Consider the following 16,179-nt stretch of genomic DNA (forward strand, 5'->3'; position numbering starts at 1 on the left):
ATCAGTGGAAGAAGTGACGGGTCCCGGTGAAGTACAGGGTGATTCCCGCCTTCTCCGCCGCGGCGATGACCTCCTCGTCACGCACCGAGCCGCCGGGCTCCACGACCGCCTTCACCCCGGCCTCGACGAGGACCTCCAGTCCGTCGGCGAAGGGGAAGAAGGCGTCGGAGGCGGCCACCGAACCCGCGGCGCGCGCACCGGCCCTGCTCACCGCGAGGCGACAGGAGTCGACGCGGTTCACCTGGCCCATGCCGACGCCGACCGTCGCGCGGTCGGCGGCCAGCAGGATCGCGTTGGACTTCACCGACCGGCCGGCCCGCCAGGCGAACTCCAGGTCGGCCAGCAGCTCGGGCGAGGCCGCGGCGCCCGCCTTCAGCTCCCAGTTCGCCGCGCCGTCGCCGGCGGCGTCGATCCGGTCCACCTGCTGCACGAGCAGGCCGCCGTCGATGCGCCGGAACTCGGTCGCGTTCGCCGGTCCCCGGGCGCAGACCAGCAGGCGCAGGTTCTTCTTCTGCGTCAGTACGGCCAGCGCCTCCGCCATGAAGCCCGGAGCCACCACGACCTCGGTGAACACCTCGGCGATCTGGCCGGCCAGCTCCGCGTCCACCTCACGGTTGACCGCGATCACCCCGCCGAAGGCCGAGACCGGGTCGCAGGCGTGCGCCTTGCGGTGCGCCTCGGCCACGTCGGCGCCGATGGCGATGCCGCACGGGTTCTGGTGCTTGATGATGGCCACACAGGGCTCGGAGAAGTCCCAGGCCGCCCGCCAGGCCGCGTCGGCGTCCAGGTAGTTGTTGTAGGACATCTCCTTGCCGTGCAGCTGTTCGGCGTCGGCCAGGCCGCCCTCGCCGCTGGTGTAGAGCCGGGCGGACTGGTGGGGGTTCTCGCCATAGCGCAGCACCGCCTTGCGCTCCCAGGTGGCGCCCAGGAACGTGCCCTCGCCGGTGTGGACGTCGGCGAACCAGTCGGCCACCGCCACGTCGTAGGCGGCCGTGTGGGCGTAGGCGGCGCCGGCCAGCTTCCTGCGCTGCTCCAGCGTGAACCCGCCGTCCTCCAGGGCCGCGTGGACCGCGTCGTACCCGGCCGGATCGACGACGACCGCGCACGTGGCGTGGTTCTTGGCGGCGCCGCGGATCATCGCCGGGCCGCCGATGTCGATCTGCTCCACGCACTCCTCGGCGGAGGCGCCGGAGGCGACCGTCTCACGGAACGGATACAGGTTGACCACCACGAGCTGGAACGGGTCAATCTCCAGCTCCTCCAGCTGGGCGACGTGGCTCGGCTTGGTGAGGTCGGCCAGCAGACCGGCGTGGACGCGCGGGTGCAGGGTCTTGACCCGGCCGTCGAGACATTCGGGGAAGCCGGTGAGCTGCTCGACCTTCGTCACCGCGATGCCGTACGACGCGACGGCGGCAGCCGTACCCCCGGTGGAGACGATCTCGACGCCGGCGGCGTCCAGAGCGCGCGCGAGCTGCTCAAGACCCGACTTGTCGTATACCGCGATCAGCGCCCGCCTGATTGCGATGCGTGTCAACTTTCCCCTCCAATGATCACTGTCCGCCCCTTGACGGCCCAGCCTTCTCGGGCCATGCGGCCCACGATTTCGACGAGCAGACCACGCTCGACCGTCTTGATGCGCTCGTGCAGCATCGCCTCGTCGTCGCCGTGGAAGACCCGGACGGCCTCCTGGGCGATGATCGGCCCGGTGTCCACGCCCGCGTCGGCCAGCATCACCGTGCAGCCCGTCACCTTGACGCCGTGGGCCAGCGCGTCACGCACCCCGTGCGCGCCCGGGAACGACGGCAGCAGCGCCGGATGGGTGTTGAGCACGGCGAACGCCTCCAGTGTGGGGGCGCCGAGAATCTTCATGAACCCGGCCGAGACCACCAGGCCGGGCTTGTGCTCCGCGATCCTGGCCGCGATCGCCGCATCCCATGCGGCGCGATCAGCATGGTCTCCCACTTTTTCGACAAAAGTCGGGATCCCTGCGCGTTCCGCCCTCGCGAGCCCCTCGATTCCCTCCCGATCAGCGCCAACCGCCACCACGCGCGCTCCGTACGCCGGGTCGGCAGAAGCGTCCAGCAGGGCCTGTAGGTTGGTTCCAGAGCCGGAAACGAGGACGACGAGCCGCCCAGCCTTAGACACGCGCACTCCAAATTCGGAAGCCGGGATGGGCTGACAGCGTATCTGCTCACTCGCCCGGCGATGCAGAGGAGGTCAGGTGTCGACACCGGTGCAGGCGCCGGCAGGCCAGGAACCCGCGGATTCGGCGGGACGCCGCGCGATCTGGTTGGCCATCGCAGCGCTGGCCATGACGTTCATGCTGCCCCTCGCCGGGCTGGTCATGGCCGGCTTCGCCCTCATGTCCGGGATCAAGGCACTCCCGATGCTGCGGGCCGCGGGCAAATCCACCAAGATCGCCACCGGGGGCATCACGGTCTCCAGCGTGGCCCTCGTGGTGTCGGCCGTCGCGACCGCGCTGCAGTTGTACCTGATGGACGAGTACACCGCCTATCAGGAGTGCATGAAGGGCGCCGGGACGGTCTCCGCGCAGGGCGACTGCTACACCCAGTTCCGCGACGCCACGGAGCGGAAACTCCCGCCCGAGGTGCTGCGCATCCTGGGGACCGTCTAGTCGCGATCCCACGCGTAGGGATCGATGTAGATGACATGACCGCCCCGGTCATCGGACTCGTCCACGATGTCCTTGCGCGGCGGCCTGGGCGGGCGCACATGCGGCGCCGTGTCCGGCCCGGCGGCCGCTGAGGCGTGCTCGTCCTGCCAGTCGTCGCGGATCACCGGGATCGGCTGGGTGTCGCTCTCCGTCGCGTCCATCCAGTGCCCCGGCAGCGGCCGGGCATCGGCCTCGGCCAGCCCCACCTTGGAAGCCGCCTTCGCCAGCACCGCGCCGGCCTTGCGCACCGGCGCCGCCGCCGCGTTGAGCGGCTTGCTCGCCTTACGGGACAGCAACAGCCAGTTGGCCACCCCGGCCGAGATCCCCGCGGCCACCCCGACCTCCAGGCAGACCGAGAGCGCCACCTCCCAGGGCGACGGCCCGACGGCCGCCAGCCGCCCGCCACGCAGCGGGCCCCCGGACAACGCCGCCAGCACCCCGGCCACCAGCCCGGTCGTGACCCCGGAGAAGAAGCCCCACAGCGGCGCCGCCTCATACGACGGCGACGGCGCGATCCTGGCCACCATCACCCCGGCCACGGCCCCGGCCGCGAACGGCAGCGCCAGCACCGCCATCATCGGCGCCGGCACCGGCCCGCTGTCCGGCAGGGCCCCGAGCAGCGGCAGGCTCGGCACCATCCCCAGTTGCACGCCCGTGGGCGCCACCAGCGTCCCCGTCCCGAACGCGAACCCGGGCCCGGCGATGTACGACATGCCCCACACCACCGCGTTGGGCAGATACAGCCCCTGCAGCAGCAGAAGCAGAACACCGCCCACGAAGCCGGTGTTCAACTGCCCGGACAGCGCCCGGACATCCTGAAAATTCAGGACAAGGGCCACGAGAACGAGCATCAGGCCACCGGCCAGCATGATCGCCGTGGCCACCGCCGTACCCACGGTGAGCGCCCGCACCCGCTCGGGCAGCAGCCGCAGCATCGAGCGCCACGGCCCGATCGTCCGCGCGGTCGCCAGCACCCCCACGACGAACGCCAGCAGGAAGTGGCTGAGCAACGCCTCCCCGATGAACGGCTGCGTGACGTCGTTCTGCGCCACCAGCGCGATCAGCCCGGCCAGCAGCGCGTACGGCGCCGCGAGCGACACCCCCGCCTGCCCGACCAGCAGCAGCTGCGCCCGCCGCCGCGCGTGCGCCTTCTCCTTGGGCGAGTTCTTCGGCAACCGCGCCGGCAGCCGCAACCGCAGATCGGCGTCCCGCGCCATCCACCGCCCCGCCTTGTACAGCAGGAACCCCGGCAGCACCAGCAGCCCCAGCGGCAGCAGCCCGACCCGCCCGCCGGAGATCGCGAACCCGGCATGATGCGCCGCCAGCCACAGCTGCGCCGCCGTACGGAACACGCCTGGCAACCCCTGCCCAAGCGTCCCGCGGGGCGCGGCCATCCACCCGACCAGGGTCAAGGTGGTCAAAACCGCCAGCCCCACCCCCAGAGTGGCCGCGGCCGCCAGCATCCCGGACACCGGAAGGGGCCGCCTGGACTCGTCGTCGTCGCCGCCCGTGACCCCGGGGATCTTGCCGAGGACAGCGCGGGGAGCCGTCCGCAGGTGGTCGATTAGCGCCGTCACGGGAACCTATTTTCCTCAACTTTGACGCTCACGCCCCCATAGGCGCGCCGTCGGTCGTTCCATTCGTCCTGTGTGCGTGGGTGGTTTTGTTACGGCGGAGCCGACTTCCCCCACCCGCCGTCGTGGGTTGCCGCCAGTCGTGGGGGTCGCTTCTCACGTCGGACGTGGTCCCCACCGCAACGGCCATCCGTAACCCACCTTCGTGGTTCCCCACCCCACCCGCAACGGCCATCCGTAACCCACCTCCCGCTTCCCACCTGACACCGGGACACCCCTGAGGGCTGCCGCTCAAGGGTCCGCTTCCCGGGTTTCAGCCTCCCTACCTCGGAAGGTGTCCGCCCCCGGGTTGTGATGCCAGGTGGGCGCTGCCGTACCCAGGAAAACGCCAAGCCCCCGTGCCGGCGAGGCGGCACAGGGGCGAGGGGGTGAGGAGGTCAGCGGGACTGCATGATCTCGCGCATCAGGCGGGCCGTCTCCGAAGGCGTCTTGCCCACGCGGACGCCCACCTTCTCCAGCGCCTCCTTCTTGGCCTGGGCGGTGCCGGCCGAGCCGGAGACGATGGCGCCGGCGTGGCCCATGGTCTTGCCCTCGGGGGCGGTGAAGCCGGCCACGTAGGCGACGACGGGCTTGGTGACGTGCTGCTCGATGTAGGCGGCCGCGCGCTCTTCCGCGTCGCCGCCGATCTCGCCGATCATGACGATCGCGTCGGTGCCCGGGTCGTCCTGGAATGCCTGGAGGGCATCGATGTGGGTGGTGCCGATGACCGGGTCGCCGCCGATGCCGACCGCGGTGGAGAAGCCGAAGTCGCGCAGCTCGTACATGAGCTGGTAGGTGAGCGTACCGGACTTCGAGACCAGGCCGATGCGGCCCTGCGGGGTGATGTCGGCGGGGATGATGCCGGCGTTGGAGGCGCCGGGCGAGGCGATGCCGGGGCAGTTGGGGCCGATGATGCGGGTCTTGTTGCCCTTTTCGACGGCGTATGCCCAGAACTCGGTGGAGTCGTGCACCGGGACGCCTTCGGTGATGACCACGCAGAGCGGGATCTCGGCGTCGATGGCCTCCTTGACCGCGTCCTTGGTGAAGGCCGGGGGCACGAAGACGACCGACACGTCGGCGCCGGTGGCGTCCATGGCCTCGCGGACCGTGCCGAACACGGGCAGGTCGAGGTGGGTGGTGCCGGCCTTGCGGGCGTTCACGCCGCCGACGACGCGGGCGCCGGAGGCGAGCATGCGCTTGGCGTGCTTGGTGCCCTCGCCGCCGGTCATGCCCTGAACGATGATCTTGCTGTTCTCGGTCAGCCAGATTGCCATTACGCACCTACCGCAGCGAGCTCGGCGGCGCGCTTGGCCGCGTCGTCCATCGTGTCAACCAGCTCGACGCCGTTGAGCTTGGCGTCGTGCAGGATCTGCCGTCCGAGGGCGGCGTTGTTGCCGTCGAGGCGCACCACCAGCGGGTGGGTGACGGACTCGCCCCGCTCCTCCAGCAGCTTGAACGCCGAGACGATGCCGTTGGCGACGGCGTCGCAGGCGGTGATGCCGCCGAAGACGTTCACGAAGATCGACTTCACCGCCGGGTCGGACATGATGATCTCGAGACCGGAGGCCATGACCTCGGCCGAGGCGCCGCCGCCGATGTCGAGGAAGTTGGCGGGCGACGGCTTGCCGGAGAATGCCTCGCCGGCGTAGGCGACCACGTCGAGCGTGGACATGACCAGGCCGGCGCCGTTGCCGATGATGCCGACGTTGCCGTCGAGCTTGACGTAGTTGAGGTCCTTCTCCTTGGCCTTGGCCTCGAGGGGGTCCTCGGCCGCCTTGTCGGCGAACTTCTCGTGGTCCTTCTGGCGGAACTCGGCGTTGTCGTCGAGCGTGACCTTGCCGTCGAGGGCCTTCACCTGGCCGTCGGCGGCCAGGATCATGGGGTTGACCTCGACGAGCGTGGCGTCCTCGTCGACGAAGCAGCACCAGAGCTTCTCGATGAGCTCGGCCGCGCCGTCCAGGGACTTCTCGGGCAGGCCGCCCGCGACCGCGATCTCGCGGGCCTTGGCGCGGTCGACGCCCGCGATGGCGGAGACGGCCACCTTGGCGACCTTCTCCGGCGCGCTATGGGCGACCTCTTCGATGTCCATGCCGCCCGCGGCCGAGCAGATGGCCAGGAAGGTACGGTTGGCGCGGTCGAGCAGGAAGGAGAAGTAGTACTCCTCGGCGATCGCGCTGGCCTCCTCCACGAGCACTTTGTGGACCGTGTGGCCCTTGATGTCCATGCCCAGGATGGCGGTGGCCTTGTCCACGGCGTCGGCGGCGTCGTCGGCCACCTTCACTCCGCCGGCCTTGCCGCGGCCACCGGTCTTCACCTGGGCCTTGACTACGACGCGGCCGGTCAGCTGTTCCGCAGCCGCGCGCGCCTCTTCCACGGTGTGGGCGACGATGCCCCGCGGCACCGGGATGCCGTAGTCCGCGAAGAGCTCCTTCGCCTGATGTTCGAACAGGTCCACGAGGGTCCGTCCTTGCTATTCCGACTGAGTGTTCGACGGCCCGGGCCACCCCGTGCGTGCCGGGCGTTTTCCGCCAACGAAGCCTAGCCCCAAGCTTGACCTGCCCAGGTCACCGGGTCACGCGATTCCCGTGATGTGACAGTGATCTCACCTCCGGACGAGGCCGTGCGGCGGCCCGAAGAATGGTGTTGAGAGGCTTCGCCATTAAGTGTGGGTTGACCGTAAGGCCCCATGACGTCATGGTGTCGCCGCGTGACAACGGAATGTATGCCAAAGACGCAGATTGACGGGCCCCTGCATGATTTTTGCACAAATATTCGTATAACGAATAGGTTTACTGAGACTTTGCCGTGATCTTCCATTGACAGGCTTCCGCCTCATGAAGCGCATCTTCGCCGGCGTTGCCCTCTCCGTGGCCGCCGTCTCCCTCACCGCTGCCCCCGCGCAGGCGGCAGCGCCCAAGGACCCCGTCGCGACGCTGAAGAAGCAGTTCGTCGCCGGTACCGGTGTGAAGTTCACCGACCGCACCGCACTTATCTCCGGGGGTCAGCGCAATATCTTCGTCCGCCGTAACGGCACTTTCGCTTTCTCCCCGGCCGGCCTCGCCGCCTCGGACATCACCGGCAAGTTCGCCATCAGGGCCTCCGACATTCCCGACAGCGAGGACGAGGACCTCAAGCTCCTCAAGGGCATGGCCACGCCCGAGCGCACGATCAGGATCGGCAAGACCTCGTACATCTCCGGCGGGATCTTCGGCCAGCTGCTGCCGGACGGCAAGACCTGGTTCAAGATGCCCAACGGCCTGACCGGCGGCGTCAGCGGCCTCTACGGCCAGATCGTCAACGTCACCGAGGCCGCGACGCTGAAGACGCTGATCCAGGGCGGCAAGGCGGTCAAGGGCGGTTACGCGGGCACCATCACGGTCGGCCAGCTGAAGAAGGTCTCGGCCTGGTACCGCGCGTCGATCCCGTTCGGGACGCTGAAGGCGAGCCAGCTCAAGACCCCGATCACGTTCAAGCTCGAGCTCGACGCCGCGGGCCTGCCGAAGCGCCTGGTCACCTCGTACTCGCCGGCCGCGCTGGGCATGAAGGCCGGTCGCGGCGAGGGCGTGTCCGTCGACACCCGCTTCACCGGCTGGGGCGCGAAGGTCAAGATCGTCGCACCGCCGGCCGACGAGGTCACCACCTCCTTCGAGGACGGCAGCTCCGAGCTCCCCGAATCCCTGCCGCTGGGCAACGGCAACGACTCGGTCGCGAAGTAGACAACCCTCTTGTACGGCGGGCCGCGCCCACCGCGCCCCGCCGTACCCCCTCCGGGCCTCCAGCGCCGGCCGGCAGTCTGACGCTCCCCCCGCCGTTACACCGCGCCCGTACCAGGCCGACCGCGCCGACAATCCCGGTGCCTCTGTGACATTTGTGCACAGAGATATCAATGTGATCTTTCTTTGCGATTATTGGAAACATTATGAAGAAAATTCTTACCGGTGCAGCCATCACTCTGGCTGCCGCAGTCGCCATGACCGCCCCCGCGCAGGCGGCGCCGAAGGACCCGGTCGCGGCGCTGAAGAAGCAGTTCGTCGCCGGTCACGGGGTCCGCGTCGCCGAGACCGTCAAGATCGAGTCCGACGGCCGGAAGAACACCGCCACGACCACGGGCGTGCTCGCCTTCGGCAAGTCCGGCGTTGTCGCCTCCGACCTGCGCCTCAAGGGCAAGGGCGGGGCCGGGCTCGGCGCCTCGCGCACCATCTCGGTCAAGGGCCACACCTTCCTCCAGGGCGGGATCTTCGGCGAGAACCTGCCCGAGGGCAAGAAGTGGGTGCGCTACCCGAGCGCCGGCGCTTCCCCGCTCGGCATGAACCAGCTCATCGACGTCTTCCAGCCGAAGGTGCTCAAGACCGTGCTGGCCAAGGCCAAGCCCGGCAAGGGTGACGTGTATCGCGGCTCGATCACGATGAAGGACCTGACCAAAGCCTCCGGCGGGAAGATCACCGGCAGGTTCGCCAAGGTCAAGATCGACTACCTGGTCGACCTCGACTCGCGCGGCCTGGTGAGCCGGGTGACCAGCACCGTCGCGCTGGACTTCGGCCTGCTCGGCACCATCAAGTCGACGGCCGACTCCCGGTACACCGCGTGGGGCGCCCGGGTCACCGTCAAGGCTCCGCCGAAGGACCAGTGGATCGACTTCAGCGAGCTCGGCCCGGACAGCGACCTGCCCGAGTCGCTGCCCGAGGACGCGATCACCTCGCTCGGCCAGGGACGCTGACCCTCGTCCGTCCGGCGGGCGGCTGAACCCACCCCTCGTCCGTCCGGCGGGCGGCTGAACCCACCCCTCGTCCGTCCGGCGGGCGGCTGGGCTCAGCCCTCGCCGGACAGACGGGTGTCGCGGACGCGGGCCCACTCCAGGGAGTCCCGGATGCCCTCGGTGATCGAGTACTCCGCCGTCCAGCCCAGGAGTTCCCCGGCCCGCGAGCTGCGCGTGTAGGCGCCGGCCACGTCGCCGGGGCGCGGGCCGCCCTCGGTCAGTTCGATCGGCCGGTCCACGACCGTGTTGAACGCCTCGGCCAGTTCCCGCACGGTCGTCCCCTCGCCGGTGCCCAGGTTGATCACCGTCGCCCGGGCCACGACCTCGTCGAAGCGGGTCAGCGCGGCCACGTGGGCGGTGGCGAGGTCCCAGACGTGGATGAAGTCGCGGATCCCGGAACCGTCGCGGGTCGGCCAGCCGGTGCCCGTGATCTCGAACGGACGGCCCTCCTCGTACGCCTCGATCATCTTGCCCAGCGCGTGGCTCGGCCGGCGCAACTGCAGCCCGGTGCGCAGCTTCGGATCGGCGCCGATCGGGTTGAAGTAGCGCAGGGACAGCACCTCGATCGGCTGGGTGGCCGCGATGTCGGCGAACATCGCCTCACAGTGGGCCTTGGTGCGGGCATAGGGGCTCATCGGGGCGAGGGCGGAGTCCTCGTCGACGGTGAAGTCGTCGCCCGCCTGATAGATCGAGGCCGACGAGCTGAAGATCATCCGGCGGCAGCCGTTCCGCAGGAGATGACCGGCGAAGTCGAGGCTCTTGGCCACGTTCGCCCGGTAGTAGCCCACCGGGTCGGCCACCGAGTCGGGCACCACGATCAGCGCGGCGCAGTGCACCACCGCCGCGAGGTCCGGGTGCTCGGCGAAGATCCGGTCGACCAGCGCGCCGTCGGCGATGTCGCCCTCGTAGAACTCGCGCCCCTCGGCGAACTCCCTGCGCCCGGTCACCAGGTTGTCCAGGATGACCGGGGTGATGCCCGCGTCCTGGCACGCCGAGGCGATCGTGCTGCCGATGTAACCTGCTCCGCCGCTGATGAGTACTCGCACAGCCCGCACCCTACCCAACCGCTGTTGCTAGATCGTTACGAGCTTCCGACGCACCAAACACACCCGTCAGCTGTCTCACTTCTGGAACGCACCACACTCATGTCCCGGAGAACCCTCGTGAGATTGATCGCCGCCATGGCGCTGGCCTGCGGCTTGCTGGCCGTACCTTCTGTCGCACAAGCGCAAGCGGGCAAGCTGGAGATCGCCGACATCACCCCGATGGACGAGAAGACGGAGAAGGTCGGCGTCGGCTTCCCGATCATCGTCACGTTCGACCGCGACGTGAAGGACCGCGCGGCCGTCGAGGCGCTGCTGCAGGTCCAGGCGGAGAAGCCCGTGGACGGCGCCTGGCGCTGGGTCGCCCCGCGCAAGGTGATCTACCGCACCAAGTTCTACTGGAAGGCCCACCAGACGGTCACCTTCACCGCCCAGCTCAGCAAGCTGCCCGGCAACCAGGCGGCCAAGGACGTCACCCGCCGCTTCGCCGTCGGCGCCGCCAACATCTCGGTCGTCGACACCCGCAAGCACGTCATGCGCGTCACCCGCGACGGCAAGCTCGCCAAGAAGATCCCCATCAGCGCCGGCCGCGGCGGCCTGGTCAAGAACGGCGTGGACGTCTACCTGACCACCAGCGGCGTGCACCTGGCCATGAACAAGAAGCCCATGGAGACCATGACCTCCTCGTGGCTCGGCGTCACCGACCCCAAGGACCCCCGCTACTACAAGGAAGAGATCCCCTGGGCGGTGCGGATCTCCGACAGCGGCGAGTACGTCCACCAGAGCGCCGGCTACTACCAGTTCCTCGGCCGCAGCAACCAGAGCCACGGTTGCGTCCGCGCCACCCCCGCCGGCGCCAAGTGGTTCTACGGCATCACCCAGCGCGGCGACGTCATCAAGATCACCGGCACGAAGCGCAAGCTCGACTGGACCAACGGCTGGAGCTACTGGCAGCTCAACTGGACCGAATGGAAGAAGGGCAGCGCCCTCACTCCATCACGCTGAGGCCGCCCAAGGGAAAACCTGGTGGAAACAGGACCCCGGCTGGACGAGCGGCATGCGCGCCGTGTTCGGCGAGATCGTCAACCCCGCCGAACCGGCCACGCTGTGGGACGTCTAGAGCTTCTCCAGCGGCGCGTAAGCCAGCAGCAGGGTCTTCTCCCCGCCACTCCCGAAGTCGATCTTGACCTTGGTCTTCTCGGCCACCCCGTCCACCGACACCACCGTGCCCAGGCCGAAGGCGTCGTGGGTCACCCGGTCGCCGGGCGTCAGGGTGGGTACGGCACGGGCCGTCTTCTTGGCCGGGGCGGGGGTCGGGTCGCGGCGGACGGCGGCGGTGCGGGCGGACTTCTCCGGGTCGGTACGCCAGTCGAGCAGCGTGGGCGGGACCTCGCCCACGAAGCGGGAGGCGGGGTTGAAGGACGGGGCGCCCCAGGAGCTGCGGACGGCCGCCCGGGTGATGTAGAGGCGCTGCTGGGCCCGCGTGATGCCGACGTAGGCCAGGCGGCGTTCCTCCTCGAGTTCCTTGGGCTCGCCCAGGGAGCGGATGTGGGGGAAGACGCCGTCCTCCATGGCGGTCAGGAAGACGACCGGGAACTCCAGGCCCTTGGCGGTGTGCAGGGTCATCAGCGTGACCACGCCCTGGCCGCCTTCGGCGTCGGGGATCTGGTCGGCGTCGGCCACCAGGGAGACCTGCTCCAGGAACTCCACCAGGGTGCCCTCGGGGTTGGCCTCCTCGAACTCCTGGGCCACCGAGATGAGCTCGTTGAGGTTCTCCAGGCGGGACTCGTCCTGGGGGTCGTCCGAGGCTTCCAGTTCGGCGCGGTAGCCGGTGGCGACCAGGATCTCCTCGGCCAGCGCGGACGGCGGCATGCCCTCGCCCTTGGCGATCAGCTCTTCGAGCATGGCGACGAATTCCCGGACCGCGTTGAGTGAGCGGGTGGCCATGCCGTACGCCTCCTCGGCGCGGCGCAGCGCGTCCCAGAACGTGATGCCCTCGCGCGAGGACAGCGCCTCGACCATCGCCTCGGCGCGGTCGCCGATGCCGCGCTTGGGGACGTTGAGGATGCGGCGCAGCGACACCACGTCGGCGGGGTTGGCCAGCACGCGCAGGTAGGCCAGCAGGTCCTTGACCTCTTTGCGCTCGTAGAAGCGCACGCCTCCGACCACCTTGTACGGCAGGCCGGTGCGGATGAAGATCTCCTCGAAGACGCGGGAGGCGGCGTTGGTCCGGTAGAAGACGGCCACGTCGGACGGCTTCACGCCCTCCTCGTCGGACAGCCGGTCGACCTCCTGCGCGACGAACATGGCCTCGTCGTGCTCGTTGTCCGCGACGTACCCGACGATCTTGGGCCCGTCGCCCTGGTCGGACCAGAGGTTCTTCGGCTTGCGGCCCTCGTTGCGGGAGATGACCGCGTTGGCGGCGGCCAGGATGTTCTGGGTGGAGCGGTAGTTCTGCTCCAGCAGGATCGTGCGCGCGTCGGGGTAGTCGCGCTCGAACTCCAGGATGTTGCGGATGGTCGCGCCGCGGAAGGCGTAGATCGACTGGTCGGCGTCGCCCACCACGCACAGCTCCGACATGTCGGACCCGGTGCGGACCAGCTCCCCGTCGGCTGTCTTCAGCTCCGGATGGCCGACCAGCTCCCGGATCAGGATGTACTGGGCGTGGTTGGTGTCTTGGTACTCGTCGACCATCACGTGCCGGAAGCGCATGCGGTAGTGCTCGGCCACCTCGGGGAAGAGCTGGAAGAGCGTCACCGTGTTCATGATGATGTCGTCGAAGTCCATGGCGCCGGCCTCGGTCAGCTTCAGCTGATACGCCTTGTACGCCTGGGCCAGCGTCTTCTCCAGGTGGTTGGACGCCCGGTCGATCGCGGTCTCGTAGTCGATGAGCTCGTTCTTGAAGTTGCTCACCTGGGCCGAGAAGCCGCGCGGCGGGTAGCGCTTCGGGTCGAGGTCGAGCTCGCGGCAGACCATCGCCATCAGCCGCTGCGAGTCGGCCTGGTCGTAGATCGAGAAGCTCGACGGGAAGCCCAGGCGCTTGGCCTCCTTGCGCAGGATGCGCATGCAGGCGCTGTGGAAGGTCATCACCCACATGACCTTCGAGCGCGGGCCGATGAGCTTGTCGATGCGCTCCTTCATCTCCCGGGCGGCCTTGTTGGTGAAGGTGATCGCCAGGATCTCGCCCGGGTGCACCTTGCGCTCGGCCAGCAGGTAGGCGATGCGGTGCGTGAGCACCCTCGTCTTCCCCGACCCCGCGCCCGCAACGATGAGCAGCGGGCTGCCATGGTGGATCACGGCCTCGCGCTGTTGCGGGTTGAGACCGTCGAGCAACGGGTGGTCAAGAGAGACTTGGGTCGGCACGCCCCTAGATTAGGACGCCCCACCGACAATCGTGACTCGGAATGCCGACTGCGACCGCCTGGTTGTGCCCAGGGAGAGATCAGAAAGGGGACACCATGCTGGCGGACAACGAGGTCAACAGGGTCCTGGTGGTGACCGCGCATCCGGATGACGCGGATTTCGGCGCCGCCGGAGCGGTTGCCCTCATGGTGGACCGGGGCGTCGAGGTCACCTACCTGCTCGTCACCGACGGTGACGCCGGAGGCAACGAGCGCAGCCAGGACAACGCGGGGATGGCCGAACTGCGCCGCTCCGAGCAGGCGGCCGCCGCCAAGGCCGTGGGGGTGACCGACGTCCGCTTCCTCGGGTACGCCGACGGGACGGTCGTGCCGTCCCTGGAGTTGCGCCGCGACATCGCCCGCGTGATCCGGCAGGTGCGGCCCGACCTGGTCATCACGCACCACCCCGACCGCAACTACATGGCCATCGCGCCCAGCCACCCCGACCACCGCGCCGTCGGCGGCGCCACGCTGGACGCGGTTTACCCCGACGCGCGCAACCCGTACGCCTTCCCCGAGCTGCTGCGGGACGAGGGGCTGCAGGAGTGGACGGTCAAGGAGGTGTGGCTGAACGGGGGGATGACGCCCAACCACTGGGTGGACATCACGGACAGCATCGACCGTAAGGTGGCCGCGCTGCTGTCCCACGCCAGCCAGGTGTCACACCGGGAGGGATTCGAGGGCTTCGTGCGCGAACGCATGTCCCACAACGCCACCACGGCGGGCTTCGGCCCCGACCGCTACGCCGAAGGCTTCCAGATCGTCCCCACCGCGTAGCGGCCCCTTTTACGGTCTTTACGGCGAGGCCGCCCCCACCGCCACCCGCCATACGTGGCTGGGGGCCTCCAGGGGAACGCCGCTGATGGACGGCACGGGGCTGGGCGCCGTTACGACCCCTCCATCACCAGCCGACCGGGAAACCCCGCTTTCCCGGGCGCAACCACCCGGTGGCCCTCCCGAGGGCGCCCTCGCAATGCGTCTCCGCAGGCGGCCTTCTGGAGGTGGCCTCCCCGGCGGTTCAGGTGTCCCGGGGAATGGGGCGGGCTGACAGGCGGGCGAACAGGTAGCCCAGGGAGTTGGTGGCCAGGTGGAGGAGGACGGGGGTGGCCAGGCCGCCTCTGCGGCGGAGTTCGCAGAACAGGGCGCCGGCCGCGGCCGTGGAGACCACGCTGCCCACCACGACGCGGGTGGTGTGGAGGTGCTGGGGGGATTCGGCGGCCACCAGGGCGCCCACCGCGGGGTTGGCCTTGGCCATCTCGATGGACGGCAGGATGTGCCACAGGCCGAACGCCGCCGAGGATCCGGCCGTCGCCGCGGCGGTGCCGTACCGGCGCTTCAGGTCGGCGTACAGGATGCCGCGGAAGCCGACCTCCTCCAGCAGCACGGTGCCGAACGGCACCTGGACCAGCGCTTCCTCCAGGACGCGGGCGCGCGACAGGGACAGGGCGCGGTCGTCGTGGAACAGGGGGCGGGTTCGCGGGTGGGAGATGCCGGCGGTGTAGGCGGCGGCGACGCCGAGCGCGAGTGCGCCGCCGGCCAGGGCGCCCCTGCGGCCGTGCTGGAAGCCGAGGTCCTCCCACGACAGGCCCGACTTCCTAGCCATGGCGACGAGGCAGGCCGTGGCGGCGGCCGAGGTCAGGGGGCCGAGGCGGGGGGCGATGCGGTTGTTGAGGATGTTGGCCGCGGTGAGCACGGCGAGGGAACGTAGCAGCACGTCTGCAGGCTAGCTGGCGGCCGGACTGTGCCAGCCCGCCGGGAATCGGGTGCGGCGGCGCTCGTCGGGGGTCATGCCGCCCCAGATGCCCTCGGATTCGCCGGCGCCCAGGGCGTAGTCACGGCATTGGTCGAGCACCTGGCAGCGGGCGCAGACGGCCTTGGCTCTGGCCTCCTGCTGCGGGGTCGGCGCGAGCGGGAAGAACAGCTCGGGGTCGCTGGTCCGGCAGGCGCCCCCGCGCAGCCAGGTGATCTCTCCCAACGGCATGCCCACCACGCTAGACGCGCCGACCTGCGACCGCATCCCCCTCAGGTTGTACTTATCCGCAGCCGCCTACTCCGTCGCGATATCCGGCGGCGAACGACGCCTGGCGCTGCTCGGCGGTGCCGTGGGCCTGCGGGTTGAACCAGTCCTCGGTGGGGTCGCCGGCGGCGGCGAGGTTGAGCAGGAGTTCCTCCTCGTCCCCCGGCTCGGCCCGCAGGGTGCCCGACTTGACCAGAGCCGCCAGGGTTCCTCCGGCGTAGCAGTCCGCCTGGAGTTCCTGCTGGACGTTGAGCTGGAACTGCGTCTCCAGCTGAGCTTGTACGGCGTGGCCGAACTCGTGCGGGATGATCAGGTAGACCGAGCCGTCTCCCATGTCCTGCCACAACCCCCGCATCCACCGGGCGTCGTAGGCGATGAAGTGCCCGAGCGGGCAGTAGAAGGCGTTGTTCGGCACGGACGGCTGATCGCCGCACATCGGGCCGTTCTCGCCGTCATAGGCGACGAAGTCCTGCACCGGGCGATATGTACGGCCCAGCGCGACGAACTGCTGCTTCCAGAACTCCTCGCTGAGCACGCGGGCGGAGGTCACGTCGTCTTCGAAGGTGTCCTCCTGGGGAGCGGCCTCCATCGATCGCGGCCGGACCACACCGCAGGCGGCGAGAAGCACTAACAGCAGGACAAGCGTGAGGGGTCGCGTCACACGATTCACCATGC

Annotated in this window: 15 protein-coding genes; 5 read left to right on the forward strand and 10 right to left on the reverse strand. The window is 69.4% G+C overall.

Going from position 1 to position 16,179, the window contains the following annotated elements:
- Window position 1 precedes the first annotated feature (1 nt).
- Together purH and purN are read right to left on the reverse strand one after the other, a co-directional pair.
- Complete coding sequence (purH, locus tag FVE25_RS38355) at window positions 2-1,534, reverse strand: bifunctional phosphoribosylaminoimidazolecarboxamide formyltransferase/IMP cyclohydrolase (RefSeq protein ID WP_157252403.1); 1,533 nt, start codon at window positions 1,532-1,534, stop codon at window positions 2-4.
- Window positions 1,531-2,145, reverse strand: a complete 615-nt coding sequence (gene purN, locus FVE25_RS38360; protein ID WP_219825834.1) for a phosphoribosylglycinamide formyltransferase — start codon at window positions 2,143-2,145, stop codon at window positions 1,531-1,533. Before purN ends, purH begins: the two co-directional genes overlap by 4 nt.
- 76 nt (window positions 2,146-2,221) lie before the next feature.
- Between purN and FVE25_RS38365 the strand changes: the two genes are divergently transcribed.
- Window positions 2,222-2,635 (forward strand): hypothetical protein, encoded by a 414-nt coding sequence (locus FVE25_RS38365; protein WP_246268104.1) that lies wholly within the window; start codon window positions 2,222-2,224, stop codon window positions 2,633-2,635.
- Here the strand turns inward: FVE25_RS38365 and FVE25_RS38370 are convergent.
- From FVE25_RS38370 to sucC, 3 genes are all read right to left on the reverse strand, one after another.
- A complete protein-coding gene (locus FVE25_RS38370) occupies window positions 2,632-4,251 on the reverse strand; it encodes a cell division protein PerM (protein WP_157252404.1) in 1,620 nt (539 codons plus the stop codon). The genes FVE25_RS38365 and FVE25_RS38370 overlap by 4 nt on opposite strands.
- 434 nt (window positions 4,252-4,685) lie before the next feature.
- Window positions 4,686-5,561, reverse strand: coding sequence for a succinate--CoA ligase subunit alpha (sucD, locus tag FVE25_RS38375; protein WP_157252405.1), 876 nt, complete (start codon window positions 5,559-5,561; stop codon window positions 4,686-4,688).
- Window positions 5,561-6,742 carry an ADP-forming succinate--CoA ligase subunit beta gene (gene sucC / locus FVE25_RS38380; RefSeq protein ID WP_157252406.1) on the reverse strand — a complete coding sequence of 394 codons (1,182 nt, stop codon included), beginning with the start codon at window positions 6,740-6,742 and terminating at the stop codon, window positions 5,561-5,563. Before sucC ends, sucD begins: the two co-directional genes overlap by 1 nt.
- Before the next feature lie 379 nt (window positions 6,743-7,121).
- Between sucC and FVE25_RS38385 the strand changes: the two genes are divergently transcribed.
- Both FVE25_RS38385 and FVE25_RS38390 read left to right on the forward strand, forming a co-directional pair.
- Window positions 7,122-8,003, forward strand: a complete 882-nt coding sequence (locus FVE25_RS38385; RefSeq protein WP_157252407.1) for a hypothetical protein — start codon at window positions 7,122-7,124, stop codon at window positions 8,001-8,003.
- 254 nt (window positions 8,004-8,257) lie between these two features.
- Window positions 8,258-9,004, forward strand: a complete 747-nt coding sequence (locus tag FVE25_RS38390; protein WP_181019855.1) for a hypothetical protein — start codon at window positions 8,258-8,260, stop codon at window positions 9,002-9,004.
- Window positions 9,005-9,096: 92 nt separating this feature from the next.
- Here the strand turns inward: FVE25_RS38390 and galE are convergent, their stop codons facing one another.
- Window positions 9,097-10,089, reverse strand: coding sequence for a UDP-glucose 4-epimerase GalE (gene galE / locus FVE25_RS38395; RefSeq protein WP_157252409.1), 993 nt, complete (start codon window positions 10,087-10,089; stop codon window positions 9,097-9,099).
- Window positions 10,090-10,206: 117 nt separating this feature from the next.
- Here galE and FVE25_RS38400 point away from each other — a divergent pair, with 117 nt between their 5' ends.
- Window positions 10,207-11,091, forward strand: coding sequence for a L,D-transpeptidase (locus FVE25_RS38400; protein ID WP_157252410.1), 885 nt, complete (start codon window positions 10,207-10,209; stop codon window positions 11,089-11,091).
- Window positions 11,092-11,202: 111 nt separating this feature from the next.
- Here the strand turns inward: FVE25_RS38400 and pcrA are convergent, their stop codons facing one another.
- Window positions 11,203-13,419, reverse strand: coding sequence for a DNA helicase PcrA (pcrA, locus tag FVE25_RS38405; RefSeq protein ID WP_157252551.1), 2,217 nt, complete (start codon window positions 13,417-13,419; stop codon window positions 11,203-11,205).
- Window positions 13,420-13,544: 125 nt separating this feature from the next.
- Here pcrA and FVE25_RS38410 point away from each other — a divergent pair, with 125 nt between their 5' ends.
- Window positions 13,545-14,264, forward strand: coding sequence for a PIG-L deacetylase family protein (locus FVE25_RS38410; protein ID WP_157252411.1), 720 nt, complete (start codon window positions 13,545-13,547; stop codon window positions 14,262-14,264).
- 241 nt (window positions 14,265-14,505) lie between these two features.
- Here the strand turns inward: FVE25_RS38410 and FVE25_RS38415 are convergent, their stop codons facing one another.
- From FVE25_RS38415 to FVE25_RS38425, 3 genes are read right to left on the reverse strand one after another with little or no spacing between them, the layout of a single operon-like run.
- Entirely contained in the window at window positions 14,506-15,201 is a 696-nt protein-coding gene (locus tag FVE25_RS38415; protein WP_157252412.1) for a CPBP family intramembrane glutamic endopeptidase, read from the reverse strand.
- 9 nt (window positions 15,202-15,210) lie between these two features.
- Window positions 15,211-15,468 (reverse strand): WhiB family transcriptional regulator, encoded by a 258-nt coding sequence (locus FVE25_RS38420; RefSeq protein WP_157252413.1) that lies wholly within the window; start codon window positions 15,466-15,468, stop codon window positions 15,211-15,213.
- A gap of 52 nt (window positions 15,469-15,520) precedes the next feature.
- Window positions 15,521-16,165 carry a neutral zinc metallopeptidase gene (locus FVE25_RS38425; protein ID WP_246268106.1) on the reverse strand — a complete coding sequence of 215 codons (645 nt, stop codon included), beginning with the start codon at window positions 16,163-16,165 and terminating at the stop codon, window positions 15,521-15,523.
- Window positions 16,166-16,179 lie beyond the last annotated feature (14 nt).

This window comes from Nonomuraea typhae, assembly GCF_009760925.1.
Classification (GTDB): domain Bacteria; phylum Actinomycetota; class Actinomycetes; order Streptosporangiales; family Streptosporangiaceae; genus Nonomuraea; species Nonomuraea typhae.

Coding starts and splice junctions, on each gene's coding strand:
- sucD (WP_157252405.1), bottom strand. CDS start 5,561: ATGGCAATCTGGCTGACCGAGAACAGCAAGATCATCGTTCAGGGCATG.
- FVE25_RS38385 (WP_157252407.1), top strand. CDS start 7,122: ATGAAGCGCATCTTCGCCGGCGTTGCCCTCTCCGTGGCCGCCGTCTCC.
- FVE25_RS38390 (WP_181019855.1), top strand. CDS start 8,258: ATGACCGCCCCCGCGCAGGCGGCGCCGAAGGACCCGGTCGCGGCGCTG.
- FVE25_RS38410 (WP_157252411.1), top strand. CDS start 13,545: ATGCTGGCGGACAACGAGGTCAACAGGGTCCTGGTGGTGACCGCGCAT.
- FVE25_RS38420 (WP_157252413.1), bottom strand. CDS start 15,468: ATGCCGTTGGGAGAGATCACCTGGCTGCGCGGGGGCGCCTGCCGGACC.